This window comes from Allobosea sp. 10L417 (genome assembly GCF_056395485.1).
In genome coordinates, this window is sequence record NZ_JBFTJP010000001.1 from 216,737 (window position 1) to 238,346 (window position 21,610).

At 64.3% G+C, this 21,610-nt stretch carries 26 protein-coding genes; 2 read left to right on the forward strand and 24 right to left on the reverse strand.

What is annotated here, in order from left to right; genetic code table 11:
* Window positions 1–28: 28 nt before the first annotated feature.
* The 22 genes from AC1DE3_RS01145 to AC1DE3_RS01250 all read right to left on the reverse strand — a co-directional run bounded on the left by AC1DE3_RS01145 (window position 29) and on the right by AC1DE3_RS01250 (window position 19,348).
* Window positions 29–709, reverse strand: a complete 681-nt coding sequence (locus AC1DE3_RS01145; protein ID WP_476851937.1) for a hypothetical protein — start codon at window positions 707–709, stop codon at window positions 29–31.
* Between the two features lie 7 nt (window positions 710–716).
* Entirely contained in the window at window positions 717–2,750 is a 2,034-nt protein-coding gene (locus AC1DE3_RS01150) for a phage tail protein (RefSeq protein WP_476851938.1), read from the reverse strand.
* Between the two features lies 1 nt (window position 2,751).
* Window positions 2,752–3,138: a DUF6950 family protein gene (locus AC1DE3_RS01155; RefSeq protein WP_476851939.1), complete on the reverse strand. Its 387-nt coding sequence runs from the start codon at window positions 3,136–3,138 to the stop codon at window positions 2,752–2,754.
* Window positions 3,138–3,707, reverse strand: a complete 570-nt coding sequence (locus AC1DE3_RS01160; RefSeq protein ID WP_476851940.1) for a hypothetical protein — start codon at window positions 3,705–3,707, stop codon at window positions 3,138–3,140. Before AC1DE3_RS01160 ends, AC1DE3_RS01155 begins: the two co-directional genes overlap by 1 nt.
* Window positions 3,708–3,715: 8 nt before the next feature.
* Complete coding sequence (locus tag AC1DE3_RS01165) at window positions 3,716–7,549, reverse strand: phage tail length tape measure family protein (protein ID WP_476851941.1); 3,834 nt, start codon at window positions 7,547–7,549, stop codon at window positions 3,716–3,718.
* A gap of 24 nt (window positions 7,550–7,573) precedes the next feature.
* Window positions 7,574–7,912: a phage tail assembly chaperone gene (locus AC1DE3_RS01170; RefSeq protein WP_476851942.1), complete on the reverse strand. Its 339-nt coding sequence runs from the start codon at window positions 7,910–7,912 to the stop codon at window positions 7,574–7,576.
* Between the two features lie 20 nt (window positions 7,913–7,932).
* Entirely contained in the window at window positions 7,933–8,409 is a 477-nt protein-coding gene (locus tag AC1DE3_RS01175) for a hypothetical protein (RefSeq protein WP_476851943.1), read from the reverse strand.
* A gap of 8 nt (window positions 8,410–8,417) precedes the next feature.
* Entirely contained in the window at window positions 8,418–8,900 is a 483-nt protein-coding gene (locus AC1DE3_RS01180; protein ID WP_476851944.1) for a phage tail tube protein, read from the reverse strand.
* Window positions 8,901–8,942: 42 nt separating this feature from the next.
* Entirely contained in the window at window positions 8,943–9,158 is a 216-nt protein-coding gene (locus AC1DE3_RS01185; RefSeq protein ID WP_476851945.1) for a hypothetical protein, read from the reverse strand.
* A gap of 10 nt (window positions 9,159–9,168) precedes the next feature.
* Window positions 9,169–9,567, reverse strand: a complete 399-nt coding sequence (locus AC1DE3_RS01190) for a phage tail terminator-like protein (RefSeq protein ID WP_476851946.1) — start codon at window positions 9,565–9,567, stop codon at window positions 9,169–9,171.
* A gap of 4 nt (window positions 9,568–9,571) precedes the next feature.
* A complete protein-coding gene (locus AC1DE3_RS01195; protein WP_476851947.1) occupies window positions 9,572–10,261 on the reverse strand; it encodes a hypothetical protein in 690 nt (229 codons plus the stop codon).
* On the reverse strand, window positions 10,261–10,638 hold the full coding sequence (locus AC1DE3_RS01200; protein ID WP_476851948.1) for a hypothetical protein: 378 nt from the start codon (window positions 10,636–10,638) through the stop codon (window positions 10,261–10,263). The genes AC1DE3_RS01195 and AC1DE3_RS01200 overlap by 1 nt, the downstream gene beginning before the upstream one ends.
* The gene (locus tag AC1DE3_RS01205) at window positions 10,638–11,291 is read right to left on the reverse strand and encodes a hypothetical protein (protein ID WP_476851949.1); all 654 of its coding nucleotides are present in this window, start codon (window positions 11,289–11,291) and stop codon (window positions 10,638–10,640) included. The genes AC1DE3_RS01200 and AC1DE3_RS01205 overlap by 1 nt, the downstream gene beginning before the upstream one ends.
* Before the next feature lie 3 nt (window positions 11,292–11,294).
* Window positions 11,295–11,801, reverse strand: a complete 507-nt coding sequence (locus AC1DE3_RS01210) for a hypothetical protein (RefSeq protein WP_476851950.1) — start codon at window positions 11,799–11,801, stop codon at window positions 11,295–11,297.
* Between the two features lie 69 nt (window positions 11,802–11,870).
* Complete coding sequence (locus tag AC1DE3_RS01215) at window positions 11,871–12,356, reverse strand: hypothetical protein (RefSeq protein WP_476851951.1); 486 nt, start codon at window positions 12,354–12,356, stop codon at window positions 11,871–11,873.
* Between the two features lie 86 nt (window positions 12,357–12,442).
* Complete coding sequence (locus AC1DE3_RS01220) at window positions 12,443–13,777, reverse strand: phage major capsid protein (RefSeq protein WP_476851952.1); 1,335 nt, start codon at window positions 13,775–13,777, stop codon at window positions 12,443–12,445.
* 98 nt (window positions 13,778–13,875) lie between these two features.
* Complete coding sequence (locus tag AC1DE3_RS01225; RefSeq protein WP_476851953.1) at window positions 13,876–15,204, reverse strand: S49 family peptidase; 1,329 nt, start codon at window positions 15,202–15,204, stop codon at window positions 13,876–13,878.
* Entirely contained in the window at window positions 15,201–16,526 is a 1,326-nt protein-coding gene (locus AC1DE3_RS01230; RefSeq protein WP_476851954.1) for a phage portal protein, read from the reverse strand. Before AC1DE3_RS01230 ends, AC1DE3_RS01225 begins: the two co-directional genes overlap by 4 nt.
* A gap of 6 nt (window positions 16,527–16,532) precedes the next feature.
* Window positions 16,533–16,727, reverse strand: a complete 195-nt coding sequence (locus tag AC1DE3_RS01235; protein WP_476851955.1) for a hypothetical protein — start codon at window positions 16,725–16,727, stop codon at window positions 16,533–16,535.
* Between the two features lie 10 nt (window positions 16,728–16,737).
* Window positions 16,738–18,333, reverse strand: a complete 1,596-nt coding sequence (locus AC1DE3_RS01240; RefSeq protein ID WP_476851956.1) for a terminase large subunit — start codon at window positions 18,331–18,333, stop codon at window positions 16,738–16,740.
* Between the two features lie 107 nt (window positions 18,334–18,440).
* Window positions 18,441–18,857: a hypothetical protein gene (locus AC1DE3_RS01245; protein ID WP_476851957.1), complete on the reverse strand. Its 417-nt coding sequence runs from the start codon at window positions 18,855–18,857 to the stop codon at window positions 18,441–18,443.
* A 185-nt stretch (window positions 18,858–19,042) separates the two neighbouring features.
* Entirely contained in the window at window positions 19,043–19,348 is a 306-nt protein-coding gene (locus AC1DE3_RS01250) for an HNH endonuclease (RefSeq protein ID WP_476851958.1), read from the reverse strand.
* A gap of 305 nt (window positions 19,349–19,653) precedes the next feature.
* Here AC1DE3_RS01250 and AC1DE3_RS01255 point away from each other — a divergent pair, with 305 nt between their 5' ends.
* Window positions 19,654–19,848 carry a hypothetical protein gene (locus AC1DE3_RS01255; RefSeq protein ID WP_476851959.1) on the forward strand — a complete coding sequence of 65 codons (195 nt, stop codon included), beginning with the start codon at window positions 19,654–19,656 and terminating at the stop codon, window positions 19,846–19,848.
* A 146-nt stretch (window positions 19,849–19,994) separates the two neighbouring features.
* On the opposite strand, the gene AC1DE3_RS01260 is transcribed toward AC1DE3_RS01255, so the two are convergent.
* Both AC1DE3_RS01260 and AC1DE3_RS01265 read right to left on the reverse strand, forming a co-directional pair.
* Window positions 19,995–20,210, reverse strand: a complete 216-nt coding sequence (locus tag AC1DE3_RS01260; protein ID WP_476851960.1) for a hypothetical protein — start codon at window positions 20,208–20,210, stop codon at window positions 19,995–19,997.
* A 69-nt stretch (window positions 20,211–20,279) separates the two neighbouring features.
* Complete coding sequence (locus AC1DE3_RS01265; RefSeq protein ID WP_476851961.1) at window positions 20,280–20,525, reverse strand: helix-turn-helix transcriptional regulator; 246 nt, start codon at window positions 20,523–20,525, stop codon at window positions 20,280–20,282.
* A 572-nt stretch (window positions 20,526–21,097) separates the two neighbouring features.
* Between AC1DE3_RS01265 and AC1DE3_RS01270 the strand changes: the two genes are divergently transcribed.
* Window positions 21,098–21,559 (forward strand): hypothetical protein, encoded by a 462-nt coding sequence (locus tag AC1DE3_RS01270; RefSeq protein ID WP_476851962.1) that lies wholly within the window; start codon window positions 21,098–21,100, stop codon window positions 21,557–21,559.
* Window positions 21,560–21,610: the final 51 nt, after the last annotated feature.

Consider the following 21,610-nt stretch of genomic DNA (forward strand, 5'->3'; position numbering starts at 1 on the left):
CCGGTGGAGGGGGCGGACGGCGGAGCCGTCAGAAGTCTTCGACGAAGGCCAGGGACGGATTGCCGAGGCGGCCTAGATCGAGATCAACGTCACCGTCGGTGGCGGCTGCATCCTTAATGACGCAGCGCAGCGTTAGGTCGCTGAAGCGGATAGCCGCACCGGCCGCGACCGCGGTGCGCAGAGGTGGACGGAACTTGATCTGATACTGCGCAGACGCCGCGGCGCCGTCATCAGTCCAAGGCTCATCGAGCCATTCTGTATCGGTGATCACGGGGTTGATGAGCGGTGGGTCTGTCGGGCCCGCCACGATCTGGGTGATGAGATGGAGACGATCACCGATGCTGAAATGGTGCCCGTCTTCGACATCAATTCCGGTGACCTGGATTGTTGCCTCGGTGGCCCGCAATGCTGCAGAAGAAACGAAGATCGCCGATGCGGCGCTGCTCTCGGCCCCGACAGGCACATAAGCGTCGAAGATGGCGAGCTCGATCGCCTCTCCATCCCTCAATCGAGCAAGCATCCCGCGATAGGCGCGTGCCTCGTCGCGCTCCTGGATCATGATCTCCGCGATCGCGACTTCCCAATAGGCCGCGTCGCTCACCACGCGGGGTTCGATGCCGGAAATGCTCCGGCCACCGCTCTTGAACGAGTTGCGCAGGTTCGGATTGCAGCGCCTCACTTCAAGCACTGCTGGCCAGGTGATGGTCATGGGCGCCTCAAGTCACGGTGCCAGATGCTGGCCCAACGGGGGCGGATTCCGCTCCAGAACGGTTCGTCGAGACAACCCACCAGTAGTAGGTTCCCGCCGATGCGGAATCGCTGAGCTGCGCCAACTGGCCGGGGGCGCCGTAGACTTGGCCGACCACACTCGCCAAGGAGAAGTTGTTCACCGAGCCGCGGTAGACGATGACGCTGTAGAAGTTCGCGGAGGTTGGGTTGAACCAACTCACCGTCGCGGCGCCACTGCCTGTCGAGACACCCAGCGAGCTTGGGAGATCAGGCGCGGTCGGGTCCGCAACGGTCGAGATTGTCTCGGTATCGGACCACGGCCCGATCGTTCCAGATGCCGCCCCACCATAGCCTGAGTGAGCGAGTTCGGCCTCGTAACTACCGCCGTCATCGACGATGTCCGAAATGGCCGCCCAGTCGCCGTCCGGCGACATATCGATCCATGCGGTGTCGCCAACCTTGCGATAGCGGCCGATCGTCTGCCAAGGCGTCCCGGCCAGCGCGTCAGCTGCAGCCCGAATTTTGACGACATACATTCCGGCCGTCGCTTCCGTCCGGACAAGGCTCAACGCAACACCGGTTGGCTTCGGCGGCGTCGACGTCGTGTCCGTGGTCTGCGGGACGGTCGGAGGCGTGCCCTCCTCCGTCGCCGGGTTCCACGCGTATGCAGACGAATCCAGCGATGCGAGCGTCAGATCTCCGGTCAGGTCGCCAGCGAGCTCAAACTTCTCGACGAAAAAGTCATGGTCGATGAGAAGCTCAGCGATCTTGATGTGAACGCAGCGCTCGCCCAACGCCAGGATGCCGGCGGCATTGGTCCGAAGCGTGAGGCGGTGTCGCGGGTTGCTCCGGGCCGAGAAGATCTTCCCGAGGCGGCGGGCCTGCGTCCAACTCGGAACTTGCTGAAGCGTCAGATCCTGCTGAAGGACGCCGACCTCGGCCTGGGTCGCCAGATCCTCCCATGGGTCGATCTCGACCGGCTGATAGTCCGCCTCTCGATGGGTGAACGTCAGTTTGAGGCGATTGAAGGCCGCAAGCTTATCGTTCCCCTGCTCATACTGATACGAGAGGATGTGGTCCTCGTTTAGCGTGACCGTCGGCGCTTCCCACTTGCCGCCACGGATGCCGACTTTCCCGTCAGCCGTCGGGTAGATCTCAGCGTCGCAGCTTTGCAGGAGCCCCCGCAGAACCTCACGAGGCTCCTGCGTCATGTCATAAGTCAGCGCGACCCGATATCGCGCCTCCGTGCCGCCCGCGGACAGTGCGACTGGTTCATCACACACGTTTGCGAAGGCCGAGAACGATGCGTCGTCGATCTGAGTGCCGCTGATCTTGAAGCCGCGCGGATGGGTGAGGTAGTCGCGAATGCACAGCGCCGGATTTTCGCTGAACGCCGTCGAGCTGCTGCGGGGATCGAAGACCTTGGCAGTCCGGGCGACCACGCGCAGCGCCGGCGGGCCGTTCGGGTATACCTTGGGGAAGACCTTCTCCTGGACCCAAGCCAACTGCATAACGGAATAGGCCAGGCCGCGCAGGCGATGGTCGCTTGTCCAAATGCCAACGAAGGCCGATGTGAGCTTCGCCGAGGCAGCCTGGCCGGCAGAGCCAAGATTGCTTTCGATCGTGATGTTTGAGCCCCATGGCAGAACCGTCACCGCCCCACCGGAGAGGTGAGCGTTCTGGTCGTTAAGCCACCACTCCTCGATCGCGTCCCATTCGCCCTCGCCGTGCACGATGGCTTGGAACAATGCGCCGATCCCGCCGGTCTCCATGAAAACCAGGGCGCCGCCGACTTTCACCCGGCCATAGGAGCGGGTCCGCGCCGGGATCGCTTGCTTGACGGTGACCTGCTGCGGGTCGCCCTTCGGCTTCTTCTGCTGGGAAAGCAGGAACGACGCGCCGACCGTGATCGCCGTGACCGCGACATAGGCAATGATGGTTCCTAGTGTGGTCGCGGTGGTCGCGGCTACGCCTCCAGCAACCAACGCGCTAGCGATGAGCGGCGCAAGGACGGGAGGCATGTCAGACCGCCCAAGCCTTCACGACTATGAATTGTGCCGCGCTGATGCCCAAGGGCGCCTTAGCCACCCACCCCACGCGAGAGCGGATTGCGAGCGCCTGGCCCTGATCCGTCACGACTACTCCGACGTCGCCCGGCAGAGGGTCCGAGGTTTCGACCAATCCCGCCGCGGCCATCTCGGCTTCGATCAATCGGACAAATCCGCCAGCACGGCGAATGATGCGGTGGGCTTGGCGTTCGGTGCCATAAGCGGCTCTGAACCGTGCCGCCGGGTCGACGCCGCGCTGCGACAGAACCCAATCGCAGGCGAACAGACAGCAGTCTTCCTTCCCCCACTCGAATGGCGTCTTGGCGCCTGCGGCGAGGAATTCGGAGAGGCCGGTATTCATTATTTGAACACCGGCCAATAGACCGACTTGTTCTGCATCGCGACGATCTGCTCGAGCCCGCGGTCACCGGGAAACAGGCTCTTCTGGTCACGGTCGGACATAAAGCCGTACGGCGGAATGGAGCGGCGGGTGAACAGCCACTCCGCGGTGAGCTCGATCGTGCGCGTCGTCGGGCCGTCGGCTCGGATCGACATCTTGTCCATCGTGCCAGACATGACCGCATACGGGCTGTCGAGGGTCTGCCAATCCTCGTCGAAGACCTGGATGTAAATGGTCACGGGGCGGTTCTTCACCTCCGCAGAGGAGTTGAGCGCCTTCGGAACCAGATCGGGTTCGACGCCTGACAAACCAAGCGTCGTGACTGGCGCGGTGCCGCCTAATGGGGATTCGATGCCGGAGATGGAGGCCCACTCGCCCAGGCCGGCCCAATCCTGGCCGCCCGCATGAAGCATGCCGCGACCCAGCCAAAGCCTCATCGGCTGGGATGCAAATTCCAGGAGCGCAAGATGCGTGGCGCGAACCTGCCTCCCACGAAGAGCGGCAGCAGCGGCCTCGGAGAAGATCGGCATCGAATCCGCTACCGATCAAACCGCGAGTTAGCGACCTTGAGCCGCGTCACCATGTTCCGCTGGCTGTCCTCGTCATAGCGCTTGAGCGCCGCGACCATCTGTTCAGGCGTCACGCCGTTGGCGGGCGTGATATTGATCTTGCGGTTATCCTTGAACGTGACCGGCGCCGCATTGCTGTTCGCCGGTGCGTCATGGATGTACGGCGCCGGCATTGCATAGGCTGCGGCCGGAGTAACCAAGCCGCCGACCTCGTAACCCTTGAGCGCCCCACGATGTAGACGATCGAGGTTCCCCGCGCCGAGCCGTTGCGTGGCTTCCTTGCTGAAGACGAATTCGTCGCGGTGCACGAACCCGGCAACGTCATACTTTCCACCGCCCCCGGTGTAACCGCCAGTCGCGAAGCCCGGGCCGAATAACGCCAGGCCATTCGAGGCTACTTGCTCGCCACCGCCCCCAAGGCCGAACCCCTTCGACAGGAGCCCAAAGAGGCCGCCGCTGCTGCCGCCGGCGTTGCCGAGGATGCCCTTGCCGAACATCCCGTCGATCAGCGTGTCGAGCATCTTGTCGGCGATGCGGTTGAGCGCGTTTGCGAAAGCTTCAGCACCGGACTTGCCCGCTCGCAGATCGCTGATGAACCCCTTCAGAGCCGAGGCGCCGATGTCCTGCGTATCCTTCAGCACGTTGTTCACGAGCTGGAACTGATCGGCAGCGCCGGACAACTGACCGAACCTCTTTGCATAGTCGTCGATACCGGCTGCCAGTGAGGCTGTGATCGGGATGCCCTGCGCCATATACTCGTTGATGAGGCGCTGCTTCTCCGCCGCCTCGGCAACCTGCGCCGTGGTCCCGAACATCGTCTCCTTCTGGCGGTTCAGAAGTTCGGTATTCGCTTCAAGCTGGCGATTGGCGTTTGCGAGCGGAGTGTTCCAGCCCTCATAGGCCTCCTTCACCGTGTTGGCGTTGCGCGCCGCATTGTTGTCGTTCGCGCCTTGGACGCCCTGCCCGGCGAGCGCGCCACGCAGGCTGGCGTTATACGGCGCCCACGGCGAGACGCCGCGGCTGTCGTAGAGCGCGCCGGCCACCTTGCGCTGCGTCTCATACGGCGCTGACATTGCGTTCGGGAACTGGCTGAGATCGACGCCAGCCATCCTCGCCCCGTCGCGCCATGTCGGGTTCGTGATCTGGAAGAACCCCTGCGCCGAAGACGGCCCGGTGATCGTCCCGGTCGATGGGTTGTAGTCGCCATTCGGCCCGACGACGTTCTGATGGATGTTTCGGCCGCCGCTCTCGTGCTTCTCGATCAGATCAAGGACCTGGTCGCGCGAAAGCGATCCATTGAGGGCGCCAATCGTCGGAGCCGTGCCCCCGAACGGGTTCCGATAGCTGCTCGTCGAGCCGTTCACGGTGAGCGTCTCGCGCTCGCGCCGGCTAGCGTTGCGGTTCTCCTGCAGGCTGCGCTGGAACGGCGAGAGGCCGATCAGGCTGCCGGCATCCTTCAGGTCTCGTGCGGCGTCTCGAAGCTGACGGTTCGCCTCGATGATGACCCGCGTCCGCGCCTGCTCCGCCTCGACACCCGCCTGGATCTCACCGCGTCCGGCACGGATCGCTTCGACGCGGGCGCGCTCAGCCTCCACTGCGGCCTTCTGCGTGAGCGTATAGGCATCGATCTGTTGGGTTTGGAGCTGGAAGTCGCGTGCGATGCGTTCGTTCTCGGTCTCGAAATTTTCGATGCTGCTCTTGAGCCGCTCGATGCCCTCAGAGACCTTCCCGGACAATGGGCCAAGCTTCGCCATCGCGGACGAGTCGCCGAACGTCTTCTCGAGGAGAGCCTGCTGATCCTTCAGGTTCCGAAGGCGGGACTCATCACCGAAGAGGCCGCGCAGAGCTTCGCCGGCCCGACCTGAAAGGTCGTTGGACTGAGCATCGGCAGTTCGGAAGTCGCGAGACTCATTGTTCCTGCGGCGCTCGCGGAGCAGCGCGTCGAGGTCGCCTTGCAACTGAGGGATAGAGCCAGACCGATACCCGTACTTCTGCCGGTTCTCGATGATCTTCTGCATCTCGGCGATGCGCTGATCCAGGTCGCCGCCGGTGATCGCCTTGCCGATCTTGTCGCTTGCGTCCGAAACCGCCTTCGCGACAGCCTCCCAGGCCCTGGCGAGAATGCTCGTCTTGGTGGCGGCCTCCTGAAGCGTTGGGTTGTAGGCGTCGAATAGAGCCTTCTGAGCGGCAGTGCGATTCCCAGATGCCTCAGCGCTGCGGATGAACTGCATCTGCGCGTCGCTGAGGCTGCCGAGACGCTTCTGCAGCTCCGCCGCGCCGGCGGTCGGGCTCGCCAGTGCCTGCGCCAATTCCTGCGCGGCCTCCTTCTGGCTCTTTCCCGTCAGATTGCCATAGCCCCTCGTCCCCCTGTCGACGAGGTTCGAAGTGATGAGGCTGCTATCGATCCGGCCCGTTCCTGCGAAGATCGAGGCGATGTCGCGAGCCGCAGAGCGGCTGACCTCGCCCGACTGAGCGGCGGCCTCCGCAACGCGGTTGATGCTGCTGACGGTCTGCCCAGAAGCTCGTCCGACGCCCATCAGGGCTAGCTCGACGTTCTTCTGGCTCTCGGCATACCGATACGCAGACGCGATCGCCGCCGCGCCGACCAACGCGCCACCGGTGAGGAGGCCAGCGCCAGACATGGCAAAGCCTGCGACGCCACGCACCGCCTGCGCGAAGAAGCCAGAGAGAGAAGCCCGCGAGGAGGCGAACACATCCGCGATCTGCGTGCCCTGCTGGATCAGCACGGTAAGCGGCGACTGCCCGGAGGCGAGCGAGACGCCGACGTCCTGCATCTGCCTGGACAGGTTGATGAGCTCGTGGCGCGCCAGGCCGGCGCCGGATGCATATTTGCCTTGCGCGACAAAGGCGCCGTTGTACGCCTTCGTGGTGTCTTCCAGCACCTTCCGGGCATTCGTGGTGATCGTGAGATGCTGCGTCTCGCTGATCTGCCCCGCCTGCAGGAGCTTATTGGTCTCATCGATCGCGCTGGCGTAGCGATCCTGCGCCACACCGAGCGGGTCGTACTGCTGGCGGAGCTTCTGGAGCGTCTGAGCCTGCTTGTCTTGCTCGGCGAACATCTCCTGGAAGACAGAAGCCGAGGAGGAGGCCGACTTGCCAGAGCCGCCAACGAGGCGTTCGTTCAGGGCGCGCTGGAACTCCTGGCCGGTCTGGGCCGCACGCTGCCGGGCGATATCATCCAGCCGGCCCAGTTCAGCTTCGAAGATCGCTGCGGAATCGCGCGCCGACTTGCCGGTCGAGGATGTGAGCTGCTCGGAGAGCTCCCTGCCGAAGTTCGCACCGATCTGTGCAGCTCGTTGTTGCGCGATCGTGTCTAGGCGCAGGAGATCCTCTTCGAAGACGCTGGCCGCCTCGCGCGCCGACTTCGCGACGCTGTCGACGTTGAGCAGGCGATCGAGCCCGCCGCTACCGGTCGCCATCCGGCCGCCGACATCCTGCAGGGTCTGGCGGATCTGAAGGAGCTCGCTGTTGAAGCGAGCAGCGGCCTCAGCGCCCTTCCCCATGAAGCCGGCATCGAACGCTCCCGAGAGCGTCCGCGTGTCGGTCTGAAGCTGGCGATAAATGCGAGCGGTCGAATCCAGCCGCTCAGTCAGGGACCGATACGCGCGCTCGGTCGTATTGAGCTTGCGCGCGCTCGTCTCTGTTTCTGATCCAGACGCAGCCGCAGCCGAGCCGACGCCCGAATAGGCTTTCTCGGCGCGCTGAAGCTGGCTCGTCAGGTTCTCCAGGCCCTCGGGAACACCGCGGACCCGGATTGTCCTGACGACTTCGTTCTCTGCCATGTCGGGATATCCAGACGTGCAAGACTACTCGGAAGGCCGCTTGGCCGCCCGGCTGAGGACGTTCTTCACGCCCTCGATGTCATCACCGCGCACGGTGTTCGGCTGCTTGGGATTTTTCGGGGCGAGAAGGCGCAAATACTCGGCGTCTACCGCCCGGATGATGACCTTGAGGGAATCGAGGTGGTCACCGACAACCTGATGGTCACGAGCGAACGATTGGATTGCCGAGTGCGGGATCGGGCCAAGTCCCATCCCGATCTGGCGCTCGGTGCTCAATTCCCAGAATGCAGACCAGACGAACAGCAGGCCCGTCTCAATCTCGGGCGCCTCGCCAGCCCCGCTGAGGCTGTTTCCCTGCGCCAATTGCCAGCGCAGGGCCTCAATCAGTTTTTTGCGGCGACCTCGTTGTCGGACGCGCGCTGCTCGCCGACCTGATTGGCCGCCCAAGACACCGCGTGCTTGAACGGCGCCATGTCAGGATTCAGCATGATCTTGAGGGCCACGTCCTGCGAGAACGTGATCTGAGATCCATCGTCATCCTCCACGCCCGTCCAGTCCATCAGAACCGTATGGGCAAGGCACTCGATGACGACCCGGTCATTCGCCTGGGGTGAGAGCTTGCCGGCGGTGCGCTGCGAGCGCGGAACAGCGTCAACCAGCTTCGCCATCAGCGCGCGGTAATCGGAGTTTCCGATGCCGCGCACTTTCAGGCAGAGATCGCCCATGTCGGGGATCGGCGTGCCGTGCGCCGCGCCGATCCATTCACCCTGCTCGATCGCGGCAGAATTGATCTTGATGTCTGAGAGCTTCACGAAGCGCCCCTGTGTTGCGTGGATGAAGAGAGGGATGAGGAGGCTCACGCCTCCCCTTAGACGCCGGCGGTCGGAGCGACGGTCACGATCTCGGAGTTGACGCCGAGGTTGAACGTCCGGCGCACGACATTGTCGTTGTTGCCGATGTTCTGGCGCTTCGACATGACGAGGCCGCGGAAGTACTGGATCTCGTCGGTGCCCGTGGCATTCAGCCGGTTGGGCAGAACCACCTTGAACGCATAGTTGCTGTAGGTGGCCTCGGCCGCGATCATCGCCTGCTGGCCGGTATCGTCCGAGGCATGAGCCACGGTGATAGCCAGGGTGCCGGCGTTGCGGGCGCCCTTGGCCTTGCGGATGCGGCCGTCACCAAGGACCGCGAAGGTCACCTCGTTGGACTCGTCGCCGAATTCGCCGAGCGTTTCGATCAAGCCGACCTCCGTCCAAGTCAGGGCGGCATACTCGGCGGCGGTGTCGGTCGTGTTGGTGACAGAGGGGCCAATGAAGAGCTTGGCCCCGGTTGCGGTGAAAATGTCGGACATCGCGATGTCTCCTGACTGTGCGCGAGTTGAAGGATTGCCGGACTAGCCGGCGTTCTCGGTCTTCGCGGTCGCGCGACGCGCCGGGGCTCCGATCTTGATGGCCTCGACGGCGAGGCGGCCTTTGACCGTCGCGCTGTTGAGGTCGATATCGAGCTCGCGGGTCTCGCCCGCCTTGAGGTGTTCCGTGACGGCCGCGCCGTCCTTCACGCCGACGATGAAATCCATGCCGGATCGCGTGAGATTGGTGACGCGGGCCATGGCCAGCCTCCTATCTGCTGAACGTGAAGTCGTAGGGAAAGGCGATGGATGCCCAGATCATGGGCCCCTCGACCGCGTCGTCGACATATGGCGAGCCGGGCGTGCGGCAGTTCACGCCGTCGAAAGTTTCGTCGCAGAATATCGCCGCAAGCTCTTCTCCAAGATCGCGAATTCGGCCCGTCCCTGTTCCAGTCGGGACATGGAGTACGATCCGAAAGCCGCCGACCTCGCGATACTTCCGCTGGTTGACCGTCCAGCGTCGGACATCTGCGACCGGGAATTGGAGTTCGAGGTATTCGCTTCCGTCTGCCGGCTGTTCGGCGACCGTGTTCGCGACGACGATCGTCGGCACAGGTGACAGAGCCCGGAGGCGAGCCTCCACGGCGATCTCGACATCACGATGTGCCACGGTTCTACCTGCGTCCGCCGCTGAAGGGCGTGATCACCACCGCCGGCTGTCGGGTCAGCCATTCATGGTGAGCCGCGGCATTCCCCTTGCGGATCGTCTTCGCCATTGCTCGAGCAGAGCCCGTCTTTGCCCAGGCGCCGACCGCGCCGGATGGAAACGAGCGGAAGCTGAAGCGGATATTCGCGATGTTGCCCCAGCGGCGCTTAGCGAGAGCGGCGACGACGTCGGCTACGCCCTCCGGCGCCTGCGGAGAGAGCCCACGCTCGATTTTCCGAGCGTAGGGCTGGCTGTTGATGAAAGCATACTCGTCAGCCGCCGATGGGATCTGACCGGGCTCAACCGCGACGCCGTCCGCGAACAGTATCCACGACGACTGGAACTGCCCCGATCGAACCGGGCTATGGCGTACCAGCATTTCGCCGATGACCGACAGCGCGGTTTCGATCAGTTGGAACTCAAAGACGATCGTCGAATCCGCCTTCGCGCTCTCGACCGCTGCGCCGCGAGACTGGTCGACGACGGTCACGTGCGGCGGCACATAGCCAAGAGCCGAACGGTTCCGGTCCTGGCCCTTTGCCAGCTCCTCGCGCGCCGCCTGCTGGAACATCTTCGCCTGCCCAGCCGGCGTGAGACCAGCAGCGACCAGCACGTCGCGAGACAAGTCGAACGGGTCGAGCTTGGCCGAGACAGCCATCAGCCGCTGACCCGCCCTTCGATCCGCACCAGCGCGTCGCCGATGCGGATGTTGTCGACCTGCTCAATCCGACGCAGACGGCCTTCGGCGAGGATGTAGTCGCCAATCTTCGGGTCCGTTCCGCCGCCGGCCGCCCCAGGCCAGGCCGCGCCTGCGGCCGTGATCGGCGTCGGGCTGGTGATGAACTTGCTGTCCGTGACCTTGATGCCGCTCGAAAGGTCCGCCGTGCCGTAGCCTGCGAGCCGCACGCGAATGGCGAGATCGACGAAGGAGTTGCCCATCCCGATGCGGCGCTTGAGCGTGGCCGCCTGCCCATGCGCAGCCAGCGAGGCGTCAAGCCGCGCGATGCGGGCGGCAGGCGTTTCGGCCAAGCTCATCACAGCCGCACGTTCACGAAGCGCGAGAGGGCCGCGGCAACGTTCGGCGGAATCGCGGCGCCCGATGCCGAAACCGAGCCGCTGGTGACGGAATTGACCCAATAGTCAGTCTGGACCTCGTCGACGCCGTCGACCTTGACGCGCTGCGAGCGGACGAGTGGATCGCGCTCCACCTCGGAGCGGCGGAATCGGATCAGGTCGGATGCGGCGCCGATCAGCGCCGGCGGGACAGTGGCGAAACCAGCCTTGTAGTCAACCGTGATCAGCGATCCGCGCCAGCACGACAGATGCTGGCCGACAATGCGATGGAGCAGCCCGCTCTCGGCCTCGACCTCATAGCCGACCGCATCCAGAGCCTCGCCATCGACCGTCACCGACACGATCTCGACGTTATGGCGCCGTGACAGGACCAGCGGGCCGTTCGACGGGCACCGGAACGTCTCGGTCAGCGTCTCCTGGCGAAGCGTCGGCTCATTGCCGCTGTCCGCGATCGCGATGCCCGCGAAGTCATAGACTTCCGCGCTGATCCTGGCGTTGAGCGGAGCCAGAGCCTCATCGTGCGAGACGTCGTCCGCAGCAAGGCCAGCGGCCGCACGCATCTGCTCCACCGTCATCAGAAGCGGGTCGGTCGCGGGCTCCGTCACGATCAGCATGGGTCAGCCCTGCTGAGCCTCGGTGGCGGCCTTCTCGGCGGCTTCCAGGACGACGATCGCCTCGTCCTTCCTGTTCACCGTCGGTTCGTATGCCCGCGCGAGGTGGAGCATTTTAAACCACGGGAGATCGCGCCAATCGGCGGGGATTTCCGGTTTCGCGACCGCCTCGTCGTCCGGGGATTCAGCCGTGTCATCAGCCAGTCCAGCATGCTCCATCGCGAAAGAGCGCGCCGCGGCGAGGTTCGGGATTTCGAGATCCGGCGTCAAATTGACACCGCCGGCGTCGATCACATTGTAGCCGCCGCCCTCAGCGACATCGACACGGTAGCCCTCCGGCATCTCATCCGGCTTGACCAGGACGATCGACGGCTCAGGATCAAGGCCGGCCTGCGCGATCTCTTCGTCGGTGACAGGCGCACAGGTGCCCATATCGAGAGCAGCCTGAGCGGCATGGTATGGCAGGGGGATGATCGATCCGGCCTCTCGGCCGATCAACTGACGAACGAACATTGCGGCGCTCCGACCGAGATTGGGGAATGGCCGCCGACCAAATGGCGGCGGCCTGTGGTCTTTCGACTATCAGTCGATGATCGCGCTCGGCGGGGTCCCCTGCGCGTAGCGGAGATCGGTCAGGATGAACGTGCCCTGGGTAATGTTCGCCACGTTCGATGCGCCCGTGGTCACATACAGGCAGTCGAAGCCGTTCTCGACATCGAGCAGTGCGGGATCGACCTCGAACACCACCTGCTTGTTCTTGACCGCGGCGTCCGTGATGTAGCTCACGGCATCGCTGCGGCGGACGAGGGTATCCGAAGCCGCAGTGTCCAGATTGGACCAGATCGGCACGGCGTTGGCCACGGCCTTGCCGCCGGTGCCAGCGACATCCTGCGCCTGCATCAGCGACAGCGCCACGGTAGCGGCATTGCCCTGAGTGAGCGCGACGAGGACGAACGCCTTTCCAGCGTTCTTCAGGCTGACGATGTCAGAGGAGCGGCCAGCAGCATCCGCCGCGGGGGCAAGAGCCTCCACGATCTTCGTCTGCTGAGCGAGGGAAAACTTGGTCATGAGTGGGGTCCTTCAACCGCGAGATGAGGAGGCAGGCCGGACGACGCCCGGCCTGTAGGTTGTCAGCGCAAAGGCGCCGCCCGCGGTTAGCGGGTCTGCAGGACGATGAAGGGGCTCTGCGTCGCGGTGCCCTTGTACGGCGTCATCGGCGCGGCCCAGATGGGCTGGCCGTTGAAGCGGTAGACGAAGCGGAACGCCGTCTCGTTGTAGAGGAAGCGAACGTGGATCGAGGAGGCCTCCTCGACCGCGCCCTTCTCGATCGCGAGGTACTGCGACAGATCCGCCAGGGTGATGTCGCCGGCGGTGCCGAGCGTGGCGGCATACTCGACCGGAACGACGGGGCGGCCCATGAGGGTGCCGAGCGTGTTGCCGTTCGAGCCCGGGGGCGTGTAGATCACCTGAGGCGCGGCGATGCCGCCAATGTTCTCGGTGCCGGCGACGTTCTTCACCTTGATGTTGAACTGGTAGAGCTGCGGCTCGACGTCCTGGTTCACGTACCAGACCGCATTCTTGCGGAGGCGGGCCGGCATGCGGGCCCACATCTTCAGAATGTTCTCCGCGGCGATCGTCCCGGCGGGCTGGCTGGCCTCCTTCGGCACCGTGATGGTGGCACCGCTGTTCAAGAAGCCGAGGGGCATGCCCGAGCCGTTGCCGTTCATGACCGCGTCTTCGATCTTGAACAGGAACTCGTCTCGGAACGCCTGGCGCAGCCAGCTCTGCAGGGCCGTCGCGTCCTGAAGGAGCTCGTCGGTGACGTAGCAAAGGCCCGTCAGCTTATCGAGCTCCATCTTGATGCGCTTGAACTTGGGCTGGCTGGCAGTCATCAGCTGCGCTTCGCCGGTCCAGAACGAACGGATGCCGCCCCAGCGCGACCCGTTGGCCCGGCTCGACTCGTCGATGCCGTTTGCCGCAAGGCCGTTGGCATTGACGCCGATCGGGATGCGGCGAATGCGGCTGGCGATCTCGCCGCCCTCGTAGGTGTTTTGAAGCAGCTCGTTGGAGAAGTCGGTCTGCACCAGGAAGCCGCCATCCGCGGCGACACCTTCGGATGCGCCGGTCGGCCCGGACCAGACCAGGCGCGGATCGGGGCCTGCGCGGAAGTCGGGGTTTCCAGCGCGGGCGATGGCCATCATCTGCTCGCCGAGCGAACGGAACCGGACCTGGTCGCCACGACCGGAGCGGTCCTGGCCATCCTGCTGATCGTTGGCATCGGCCGCGCCGCCGATCGCGCGCTGACGCTCCATCTGGCGCTCGGTGCGTTCGATTTGGCTGTCGAGCGATGCGAGCTCGGCTGTGATGGCGTCGTCGCGCGCGGCCTCGACGTCAGTCAGATTGCGGTTCTCGGCGGACGCGCCGTCGAAGATTCCCTGCGCCTCACGAACGAGGTCGGCGCGCTTCTGGCGAAGAGCCTTGATGCTCATGGTGATCTGCTCCTGGAGATGAGCCGGGCGAAAACGGGCGCGAGTATCCTGCCCATGTGCCCGGCGGCTCATGGGGCGCTTAACTGGAAGGCGGGTGGTCAGGCCGTGCGCTGGCGGTGCGCGTGGCGACGGCGGCGGAAGGCGTCGCGCTCGGCCGTCTCAGCCGCGGCGACAGCGGCGGCATCAGGGGCGGACGGCAACGCAGGCGGAGCGGACCATTCACGCGATTGCAGGTCCATGACGCGGGCGCCCTTCGCCGGCCACGGGCGCATGGTGTAAACGGCATGGCCGTTCGCGAAGGTCAGCGTCACCTGGTCCCCATCTACGGCCACCATGTCTTCTGCGAGCACCGCCTCATCGATGGCGGTGCAGGCGGGGAAATCCTCCGAAGCGTACAGAAAAAACCCACCATCGCCAGCAGCGCGCTGCTCGATCGTGATCGCCTGCGGCTCCGCGGCAAGCTCCGACAGATCGGCGCGAGTCCCGGTCGACGACTTGGCGCTGGCGAGACGCCGCAGGGTTTCGTCCATCGTGGCGATGCTGTCGGCCATGCCAGCCTTCACCGCGTTTCGGTCCTTCTCCATGCGGCCCTCGCCGAACCCGCCACGGACATCCGCGACCTTCACGCCGCGGAAACGGGCGACGTCGGCGGTGAAGTCAGCGTAATAGGCGTCGACGGTGCCTTGAACGGCCGCGCGAGCCTCATCGCCGAGCGGCTCGAACTGATTACCCTCGACCTTGAACTTGCCGGCCGAGACGAAAGTGAACTTCACGCCTTCCTGCTCTGCAGCGACAGAGACGTCCTTGTGGAGCGCATAGACGCCAATTGAACCGGCCACGGCGCCTGGCGACATCACGATCTCGTCCGCGGCGGCGCCGAGCCAATAGGCGGCGCTGGCCATCGTGCTGTTGACCTGGGCGACGATCGGCTTGCGGCCCCGCGCCTTGAAGATCTCGTTCGCCAGGGCCTGCACGCCGTGGACATTGCCGCCAGGGCTGTCGACGTTCAGCACGATCGCCTTGACGGCGGGATCGGCCATGGCAGCGCGGAAGCTGTTTGTCACCCGCTCGCAGGATGTCCCGCCCGGGCCAGAGATGTTGTCGACTTGGTGCGCGTGCTGGGCGATAACGCCCATGACGTTGATCACCGCGATGACGGTGCCCTGATCCTCCTGAGACTGGCCGCGAGCAGCCAAGTATTCGGTCTGCGCGAGGAGACCCATGTTTCCTGCGACGTCCAGCGCGTAATGGCTGACAGAACCGTTCGGGTCGCGCTCGCCCTTGATCGCCGCGATCTCTTCCTCCGAGAGCCGCACGCCGTCGAAGCGGCGCTCGATCACCTCGGCGATCGCCTCGAGCCGGTCCGGCAGGATGGCCCACGGCGTCCGAACGATCGCCGCGCGCAGGTGCGGAAACCTGGTCGTCATGGTTCTTGCTCCATTTCGGATGGTGCTTCGCTGAGAGGTGGGCCGCCGTTGTGCCCCATGAGTGCGGAGCCAGGCGGCGGGTCGCTGGCGTTGTCGGCCGGCTTCGCGTTGCTGTTCGGGACGAGAGGCTCGTCGAGCCCGCCCAGAGGGTTGTAGCCGAGTGCCGCGCGAGCCTCGTTTCTGGTCAGGATGCCCGCGATGACGAGCTTGTTGAAGAATTCGGCCTGGGCCTTGGAGTCGCCGCGCTGCAGCTCCTCGACGTCGAAGCGGGCCTCGTAATAGTTCGGCGCGATGATGAGGTCGCGGCGAATGGCGCTGGTCCAGCTCGACAACCACGGCATCAGGTTGTTGCGGACGAACGCCAGCATGATCGCCTCGACGCCGGTTCCCCACGACGACGTCTTCGTCATGTGGTGCAGCATCACCAGCGGCACATCGAACCAGCGCGCGATCTCCTCAATCTGGAATTCGCGAGTGCCCAAGAACTGGGCGTCTTCCGAGGTCAAGGCGATCGACTTGAACTCGGCCCCCTCTTCAAGGATCGGCGTTGAGCCGGCATTGTGCAGGCCGTTGTACATCTGGCGCCACTGCGCCTTGAAGCGCTCGAACGCCGGGTCCGACATCCGCTTCGACATCTGGACCACGCCAGATGGGCGGGCTCCATTCGAAAATAGCCGCGCGCCATGTTCTTCGGTAGCGAGGCCCAGCCCAATCGTTTCGCGGGCATAGGAGACTGGGCTGATGCCGACGAGACCAGGAGCGATCGCGCTGCGCAGGTGGAGCATTTCGTCCTGCAGGCGCACGACACGCTGATTGTTTTCGTCGGTGAAGGTGTAGCGCAAGGTGCCATCGGGCAGCCGCTCGACCTTGTTCATGCGATCCGGATGGATCGGCTCAAGCCGGTCGGCGAACCCACGCGGCCCGGAGATGATCTCTGCATAGGCGTTGCCGCGCAGCGAGAGGTGCATCTGAAGCATCGCCCGGAAATCCCAAGCGGTCTGCCAGCGATTGGGCTGGTGCTCGAGGAGATCGTTCAGCGGGTGCTCGGGCGCCTCATAGCTCTTCGACGTCCCTGAACCGGTCGTGCCGCGCTCGATGCGGTACATCCGCAGCGGCAGCGATGCCACCGTCTTCGACAGGAGGTTGACGCAGGCATAGACAGCCGAGAGCCGGAGTGCGAGATCCGGCGAGACCCGGCGCCCGGAGTTACTCATCGCTCCGACATCCACGCCGAACCAGCGGTCAGCGGGATCGGTCAGCGTGAGAGTTTCCGATCCTGATGCCGCCTGGACGGCCAGCATCGATCCGAAGAGGCCGCGCATCTGCGCTTACCGCGCCTTCATGCTGAGCAGGATCACTCCGATCAGCGCCAGCACGCCAGCGGTGATGAAACCCGCTGGCGGATAGATCTGCCACGCGCCATAGGAGATCAGCCCGACGGCGAAGATCCCGACCAGATCGCGGAGCAAAGCGGGGACGTACCCGGCCGCGTAGAGCAGGCCAAAGCCGATGTTTCTCAGCATGAGGTGATCCTTACGCGACGCGCAGGTCGCGATCTTCGTAGACGGAGCGGCCGGCAGCTTCTGGGTTGAGCGCCATCAGCGAGACCGCGTTGAAGAAGGCCATGCCCGGGTCGATCTTGGCGGTGCCGGCAGCGGCTTTCGTGATCATCAGGGCATTGCCCTTCTGCTCGGCCTTCATGTTGCCGACGACCCAGGTCATGAGATCCGACCCGTTGTGGGTGAGCTGGTTGTGAGCGACCTTGCGCTCGGCAACTTTGATCGCATTCTGCAGCTTGTAGCCCTGCGACACCGGGACGATCTCACCGATCTCGCCATCCTTGCCGACCGAGAAGTCTCGACGCTCGAGCTCATCGACGATGTCGTTGACGCCGGCCGGGTCAGCGCCGATCGCGGCCTCTTCGGGCAGCAGGCCGGCGTCGCGAACCGTCTCGACGATATCGGCGAGAGCCTCGACGTCTCGCGGCGACTCGTTCTCGACGATCTCGAAATACTCGGTCTTGTCGAGGTCGATCAGCCGCGGCGCGATCTCCATGCGGCGCTCGAGCACGATCTCATGTGCCCAGCCGTAGCAGATGCAGAGCCACCGCCTGGTTTCCTTTTCCCGCCCGAGCACGCAGAGGCCGAGCAAATCGTCCAGTCCGCCGCCGTCGACGCCGATCGTCACCACTTCGGAACGCGCGATCAGCGTCTCTAGCGTCAGGGTTTTGTCGGCTCGCTTCGCCCAGAATTCCGCGCCAGCCCAACCATCGAACCGGATGATGCTCCCAATCGGCACATTTAGGTGCTTAGCGATGTGGACCGCCGTGGCCTGCTTGCCGTCGCGCTGCGCCTCCGCGAGCTTGTCTTCCAGCCATTCCCGGCTCACCGCCGACCCTATCGACGGGTTGGTGATGTACCAGTTGTCCGGGTTGAGGTAGCTCTCGTCCTTGAGCATGCGGTCCGGGAACTCGAACAGCATGCCGAACCGCTTTGGGGCGCTGACCTCGCCGTTACGGATCTTCCGATAGAGCTCCAGCTTTGCCTTGAACACGCCGGCGGGTGGTTCGTCCGCATGAGTCGACAGGAAGATGACGAAGCCTTCCTTCCTGCTGACCAGGCCGCCGGTTGCCTCACGGAGCATGGCGTCGGCGTGGGCGCGCTTGCCGAACACCCATAGCTCGTCGACGAGGACGAACGCCGCCTTCTTGCCTGACACCGTGTCCGAGTCCGCCGCGATCACCTTCAGGACCGCATTGGTCACCCGGTGCTTGATCTGCCGGATGTTCTCCTGGACGTGCAGCAGGTCGAGCAACTCCGGATCAGCGCGCACCATGTCGCGGGCTGGCTCAAACGAATTCTTCGCCACCTCGATGGTCGGGGCCAAGATCAGCAGTTCCGCCGAATGCCGCCAGTTGCGGATCAGCGCCGTGACCATGATCCCGGCCGCGATGGTCGACTTCCCGTTCTTCTTGCTGATCAGCAGGAAGAACTCATTGATCAGGCGGGACGCGTTCTCAGCATCGTAGGCCCCGAAGATCGCCCTGACGAAGTCGAATACCCATTCATCGCAGCACTCGCCGAAGGTCGGAGACCCCGGCAGGTCGACCACATGCAGGGACTTGAACACCGCGAGCGCCGCTTCGGCCTCGTCAGGAAACAGTGGATCGAACGGGACAAGCGTCTGGCCCGCAACGATCCGATGCTCCCAATCAGGGCATGACGTCGTCCAGTGCCTCACGACTTGTTATTGACCACCAGCTTGGGCGGTGCCGGCGGCGCGAACTTGCCGCCAACGCGCTCCGCCGCCGCCTGCTGCTGCTCCTTCTTGCCGAGCTCCGGCGGCTTTACTTCTCGACGGGCAACAGCCTCCGCCGCGCCGGCCGCACGCTGCATCTCCTCGATCTTCTTGATGCACGAGGCGTTGCCCTTGCGAGCGCCCTTCCAGAGGAGGGAGAGCAGCTCCTGCCGCTTCTTCGCGCCGCCGGTCTCAAGCTCGACGGCGAAGTGCTTGTTGAGCGTCGCCTCATCGATGCCGAGCGCCAGGAAGACGCTCCGCTTCGTCTCGCCACAGGAGATCATCTCCTGAACCGTGCGCCGTTGAGACGCCGTCGGCACGAATGCCGGGCGTCCGCGGCCTCGCTTCTCACTCATGAGCGCTCACCGATTAAATCCGGTCATCAGCGGGTTCGGCCCGAAATTCCGACCGCCCAGAAAAAATTGTGCGGATGCGACCCTAGGCGGTGGCGGCCCCTACCCGGCCCAGACATTCGAGCCCCCCTACCCCTTCGAGGGCTTGCCGAATGCCTCTAGGGTCGCCTCGTGGCCACTGGCAGGCATCAGCCCTGAAGCCTCGACACCCTAGCCAAGTGCGTCTTCACGCCATGGCATGCGAAGCAAAGGGCCTTGCCGTTCACTGGGTCGAGCGGGTCGCCGCCGTCGCTGATCTCGTGCACATGGTCAGCAATGAGCCTGACACCTGATGCGCCGCATGACTGGCACTTGAAGGCGGCGCGTTCCTTTACGGCTTGCGCCCATGCTCGATGGGCAGCAGTGCCATAGTGTGGCGCTGTCTGCTTCTGTGCCGTTGGCCACCTCGAGGGCGCCTTGCCCAGGCGGGGCGGTAGGGAGCGGAGGCGTGGCATAGGCTTGCGCTCTACGTCTCAACCATCCCGGCTGTATGCCTCACCATCAAGGGAGGGCACCATGCAGGATCTGGTTTCGATTGGTTCGGTCGGCGGCAAGCCATGCGTCGCGGTTCGAGAGCGCGGGCGATGGCTGCCTTTGACTAGGGTAGCGAGCTGGGCCGAGGCACAGCGCCTGGCCGGCGACGAATGCGCAAGGCTTGGCTTGCCGCGCTGCTATCGGGGCGTCCGGGCAAGTTGCTGAAACACGGCGGCCCGGCGGTTACTCCCTAAGAGATAACAACCCAAAACAGAAGGAGCCGACCATGTCGGACGATGAACGAGAACAGCGGCTTCGCCGCGCTGCGAAGCGGATGGGGCTGAATCCTGACCGCTGGGAAGAACTTGCGCCGATCTTAGAGCCCGATTCTCAGAACGACGAAGCCCGACCACAAGGGCCGGGCTCGCTGGCGGCGGGTCTCAACTCCGTACATCCGGGAGGAGACGATTCGCCGTTGTGATTCGATATCTGAATCATTCGCGATCGAACGTCAATGCATTTTTGCAATTCCATTTGAGTCTCTAGCAAAACGTTATTGTTATTTCGCATCGTCGAGAGCAAGAGAAAGCCCGCAGGGCGGACCGTGCGGGCTTCGGCAAACCATCGTCAGTGGCGCGGTTCTGGGTCTTCCAGTCCGAAATCGGCGATGATGACATATCCCGAGTTGACCGACTTAGTTGTCCCGCTGAGCGTTACCTGCCTGGCTGGCTGCCAGAGGGCGCTGACCACGACGCCCTCGTCTTCGCTGATCTGGTCCAACGCCTCTTGCAAGAGCTTAGGGTCGTCTTCGACCGAGATCACCTTGTATCCATCGTCGCTCATATCAGGCTCCTGTCGTGAGCCCGGACCATAGGTCGGAAGGGACAAGCAAGATAGCGATGGGCTATGCGGTCAAACGTCCGGCTTCGCCATGCGGGCGCCCTCGCCTTTCGCGTCGTCAGCGTAGATGACTTCGACGCCGGCCGACTTGAACGCGCGTTCGATCTTGTCGAGCGTATCAGCTCGCCCGCGAACCTTGCCCGTCTCAATGCGAGTGTAGACGGGCCGAGCAATGCCCGCGAGCGCTGCGGCTTCGACCTGGCCAATGCCGAGCAAGGCGCGTGCGGCCCTGATCTGGCGGGCGGTGATCGCGGGCAATGTCTGCTTCTCCGGTTCGCGCAGCTTGGCCGGCCGCCCTCGCCTTCGAGCAGGCGCCGCTTCGACCTTAGCGGCGAGATTCGCCATCCATCCCATGCGTTACACCATGTGCGTTTTTTTCTCAAAAATCTTTGTCAAATCCATTGACCGGCCAGATAAAGGCACATAGTGTAACTTACATGGAACAGCAAGTGCTGTTCCCGGCCGATTGTGGCCTTCCGATACGGAGACCGTCAGATGAACGCTTTCGGGCACCTCTCCTCAGTTCTGATTGTGGCGCTGCCGTTGGTCGCGCTCGCCGTTGCCAGCCTTTCGCTGGCGTTCCCTCGCAGCTGACGTTTCCGCCTTGCCCGGGTCTACCCCGAGCAATGGGAAGCGCCATCGCTTCAACCCGGCCGATCGTGGCCTTCCTTACGGAGAACAAGGGTTATGACGAAGAACATCAACAAGGGTGTTTCTGCTTCCCCGGCTCGCCCCGCTGGCGATTATGCGGATCGTGTTGAGGGCCGGGACCGTCGGCGCGTTCGGCGCGCTGTGCGAGCCGCCAAGTCCGCTTGGCTGGAGTCGTAACGATGGCGCTCGCCCTCACCATCGAGGCGCGCAGGGCCGCCCCGCGCCATCTGCTGAACCGGCAGGACATCGACGCCAAGCGCTATAGCCATCTTGAGATGGAAGCCGCTCTGAACGTCTGGGAATGCCTGACTGAGGCCGTGGGGATGTGCCGGACCGGATGGATCGGCCCGGCCGATTCCGACGAATGGGCGCATGCCGTGCAACGGTTCCGGGAGGATCATGGAACGGTCGACTTGCGATCCCGTGCGGTGACAATCGGCGCATGGTGCCTTCGCGTCTTTGAGGCGATGACGCCCAATGAAGTCGAGGGCCATGCATATGACTGGGAAGTCATCCCGGCGATGTGCCGCCGCGTGAAGTTTGATCGATCGGCCGGCCCGCTCCTGCCAGACATCGTCGCGACGGCGCAGGCCGTGGCGGAAGAGCTCAACCCGCCGCGCCCCGATACCCCGGACGCCTGACATGATCCGGCGCGACCTGGCCCGGTCTCGCCCCCCCCCAACACCCCGCAC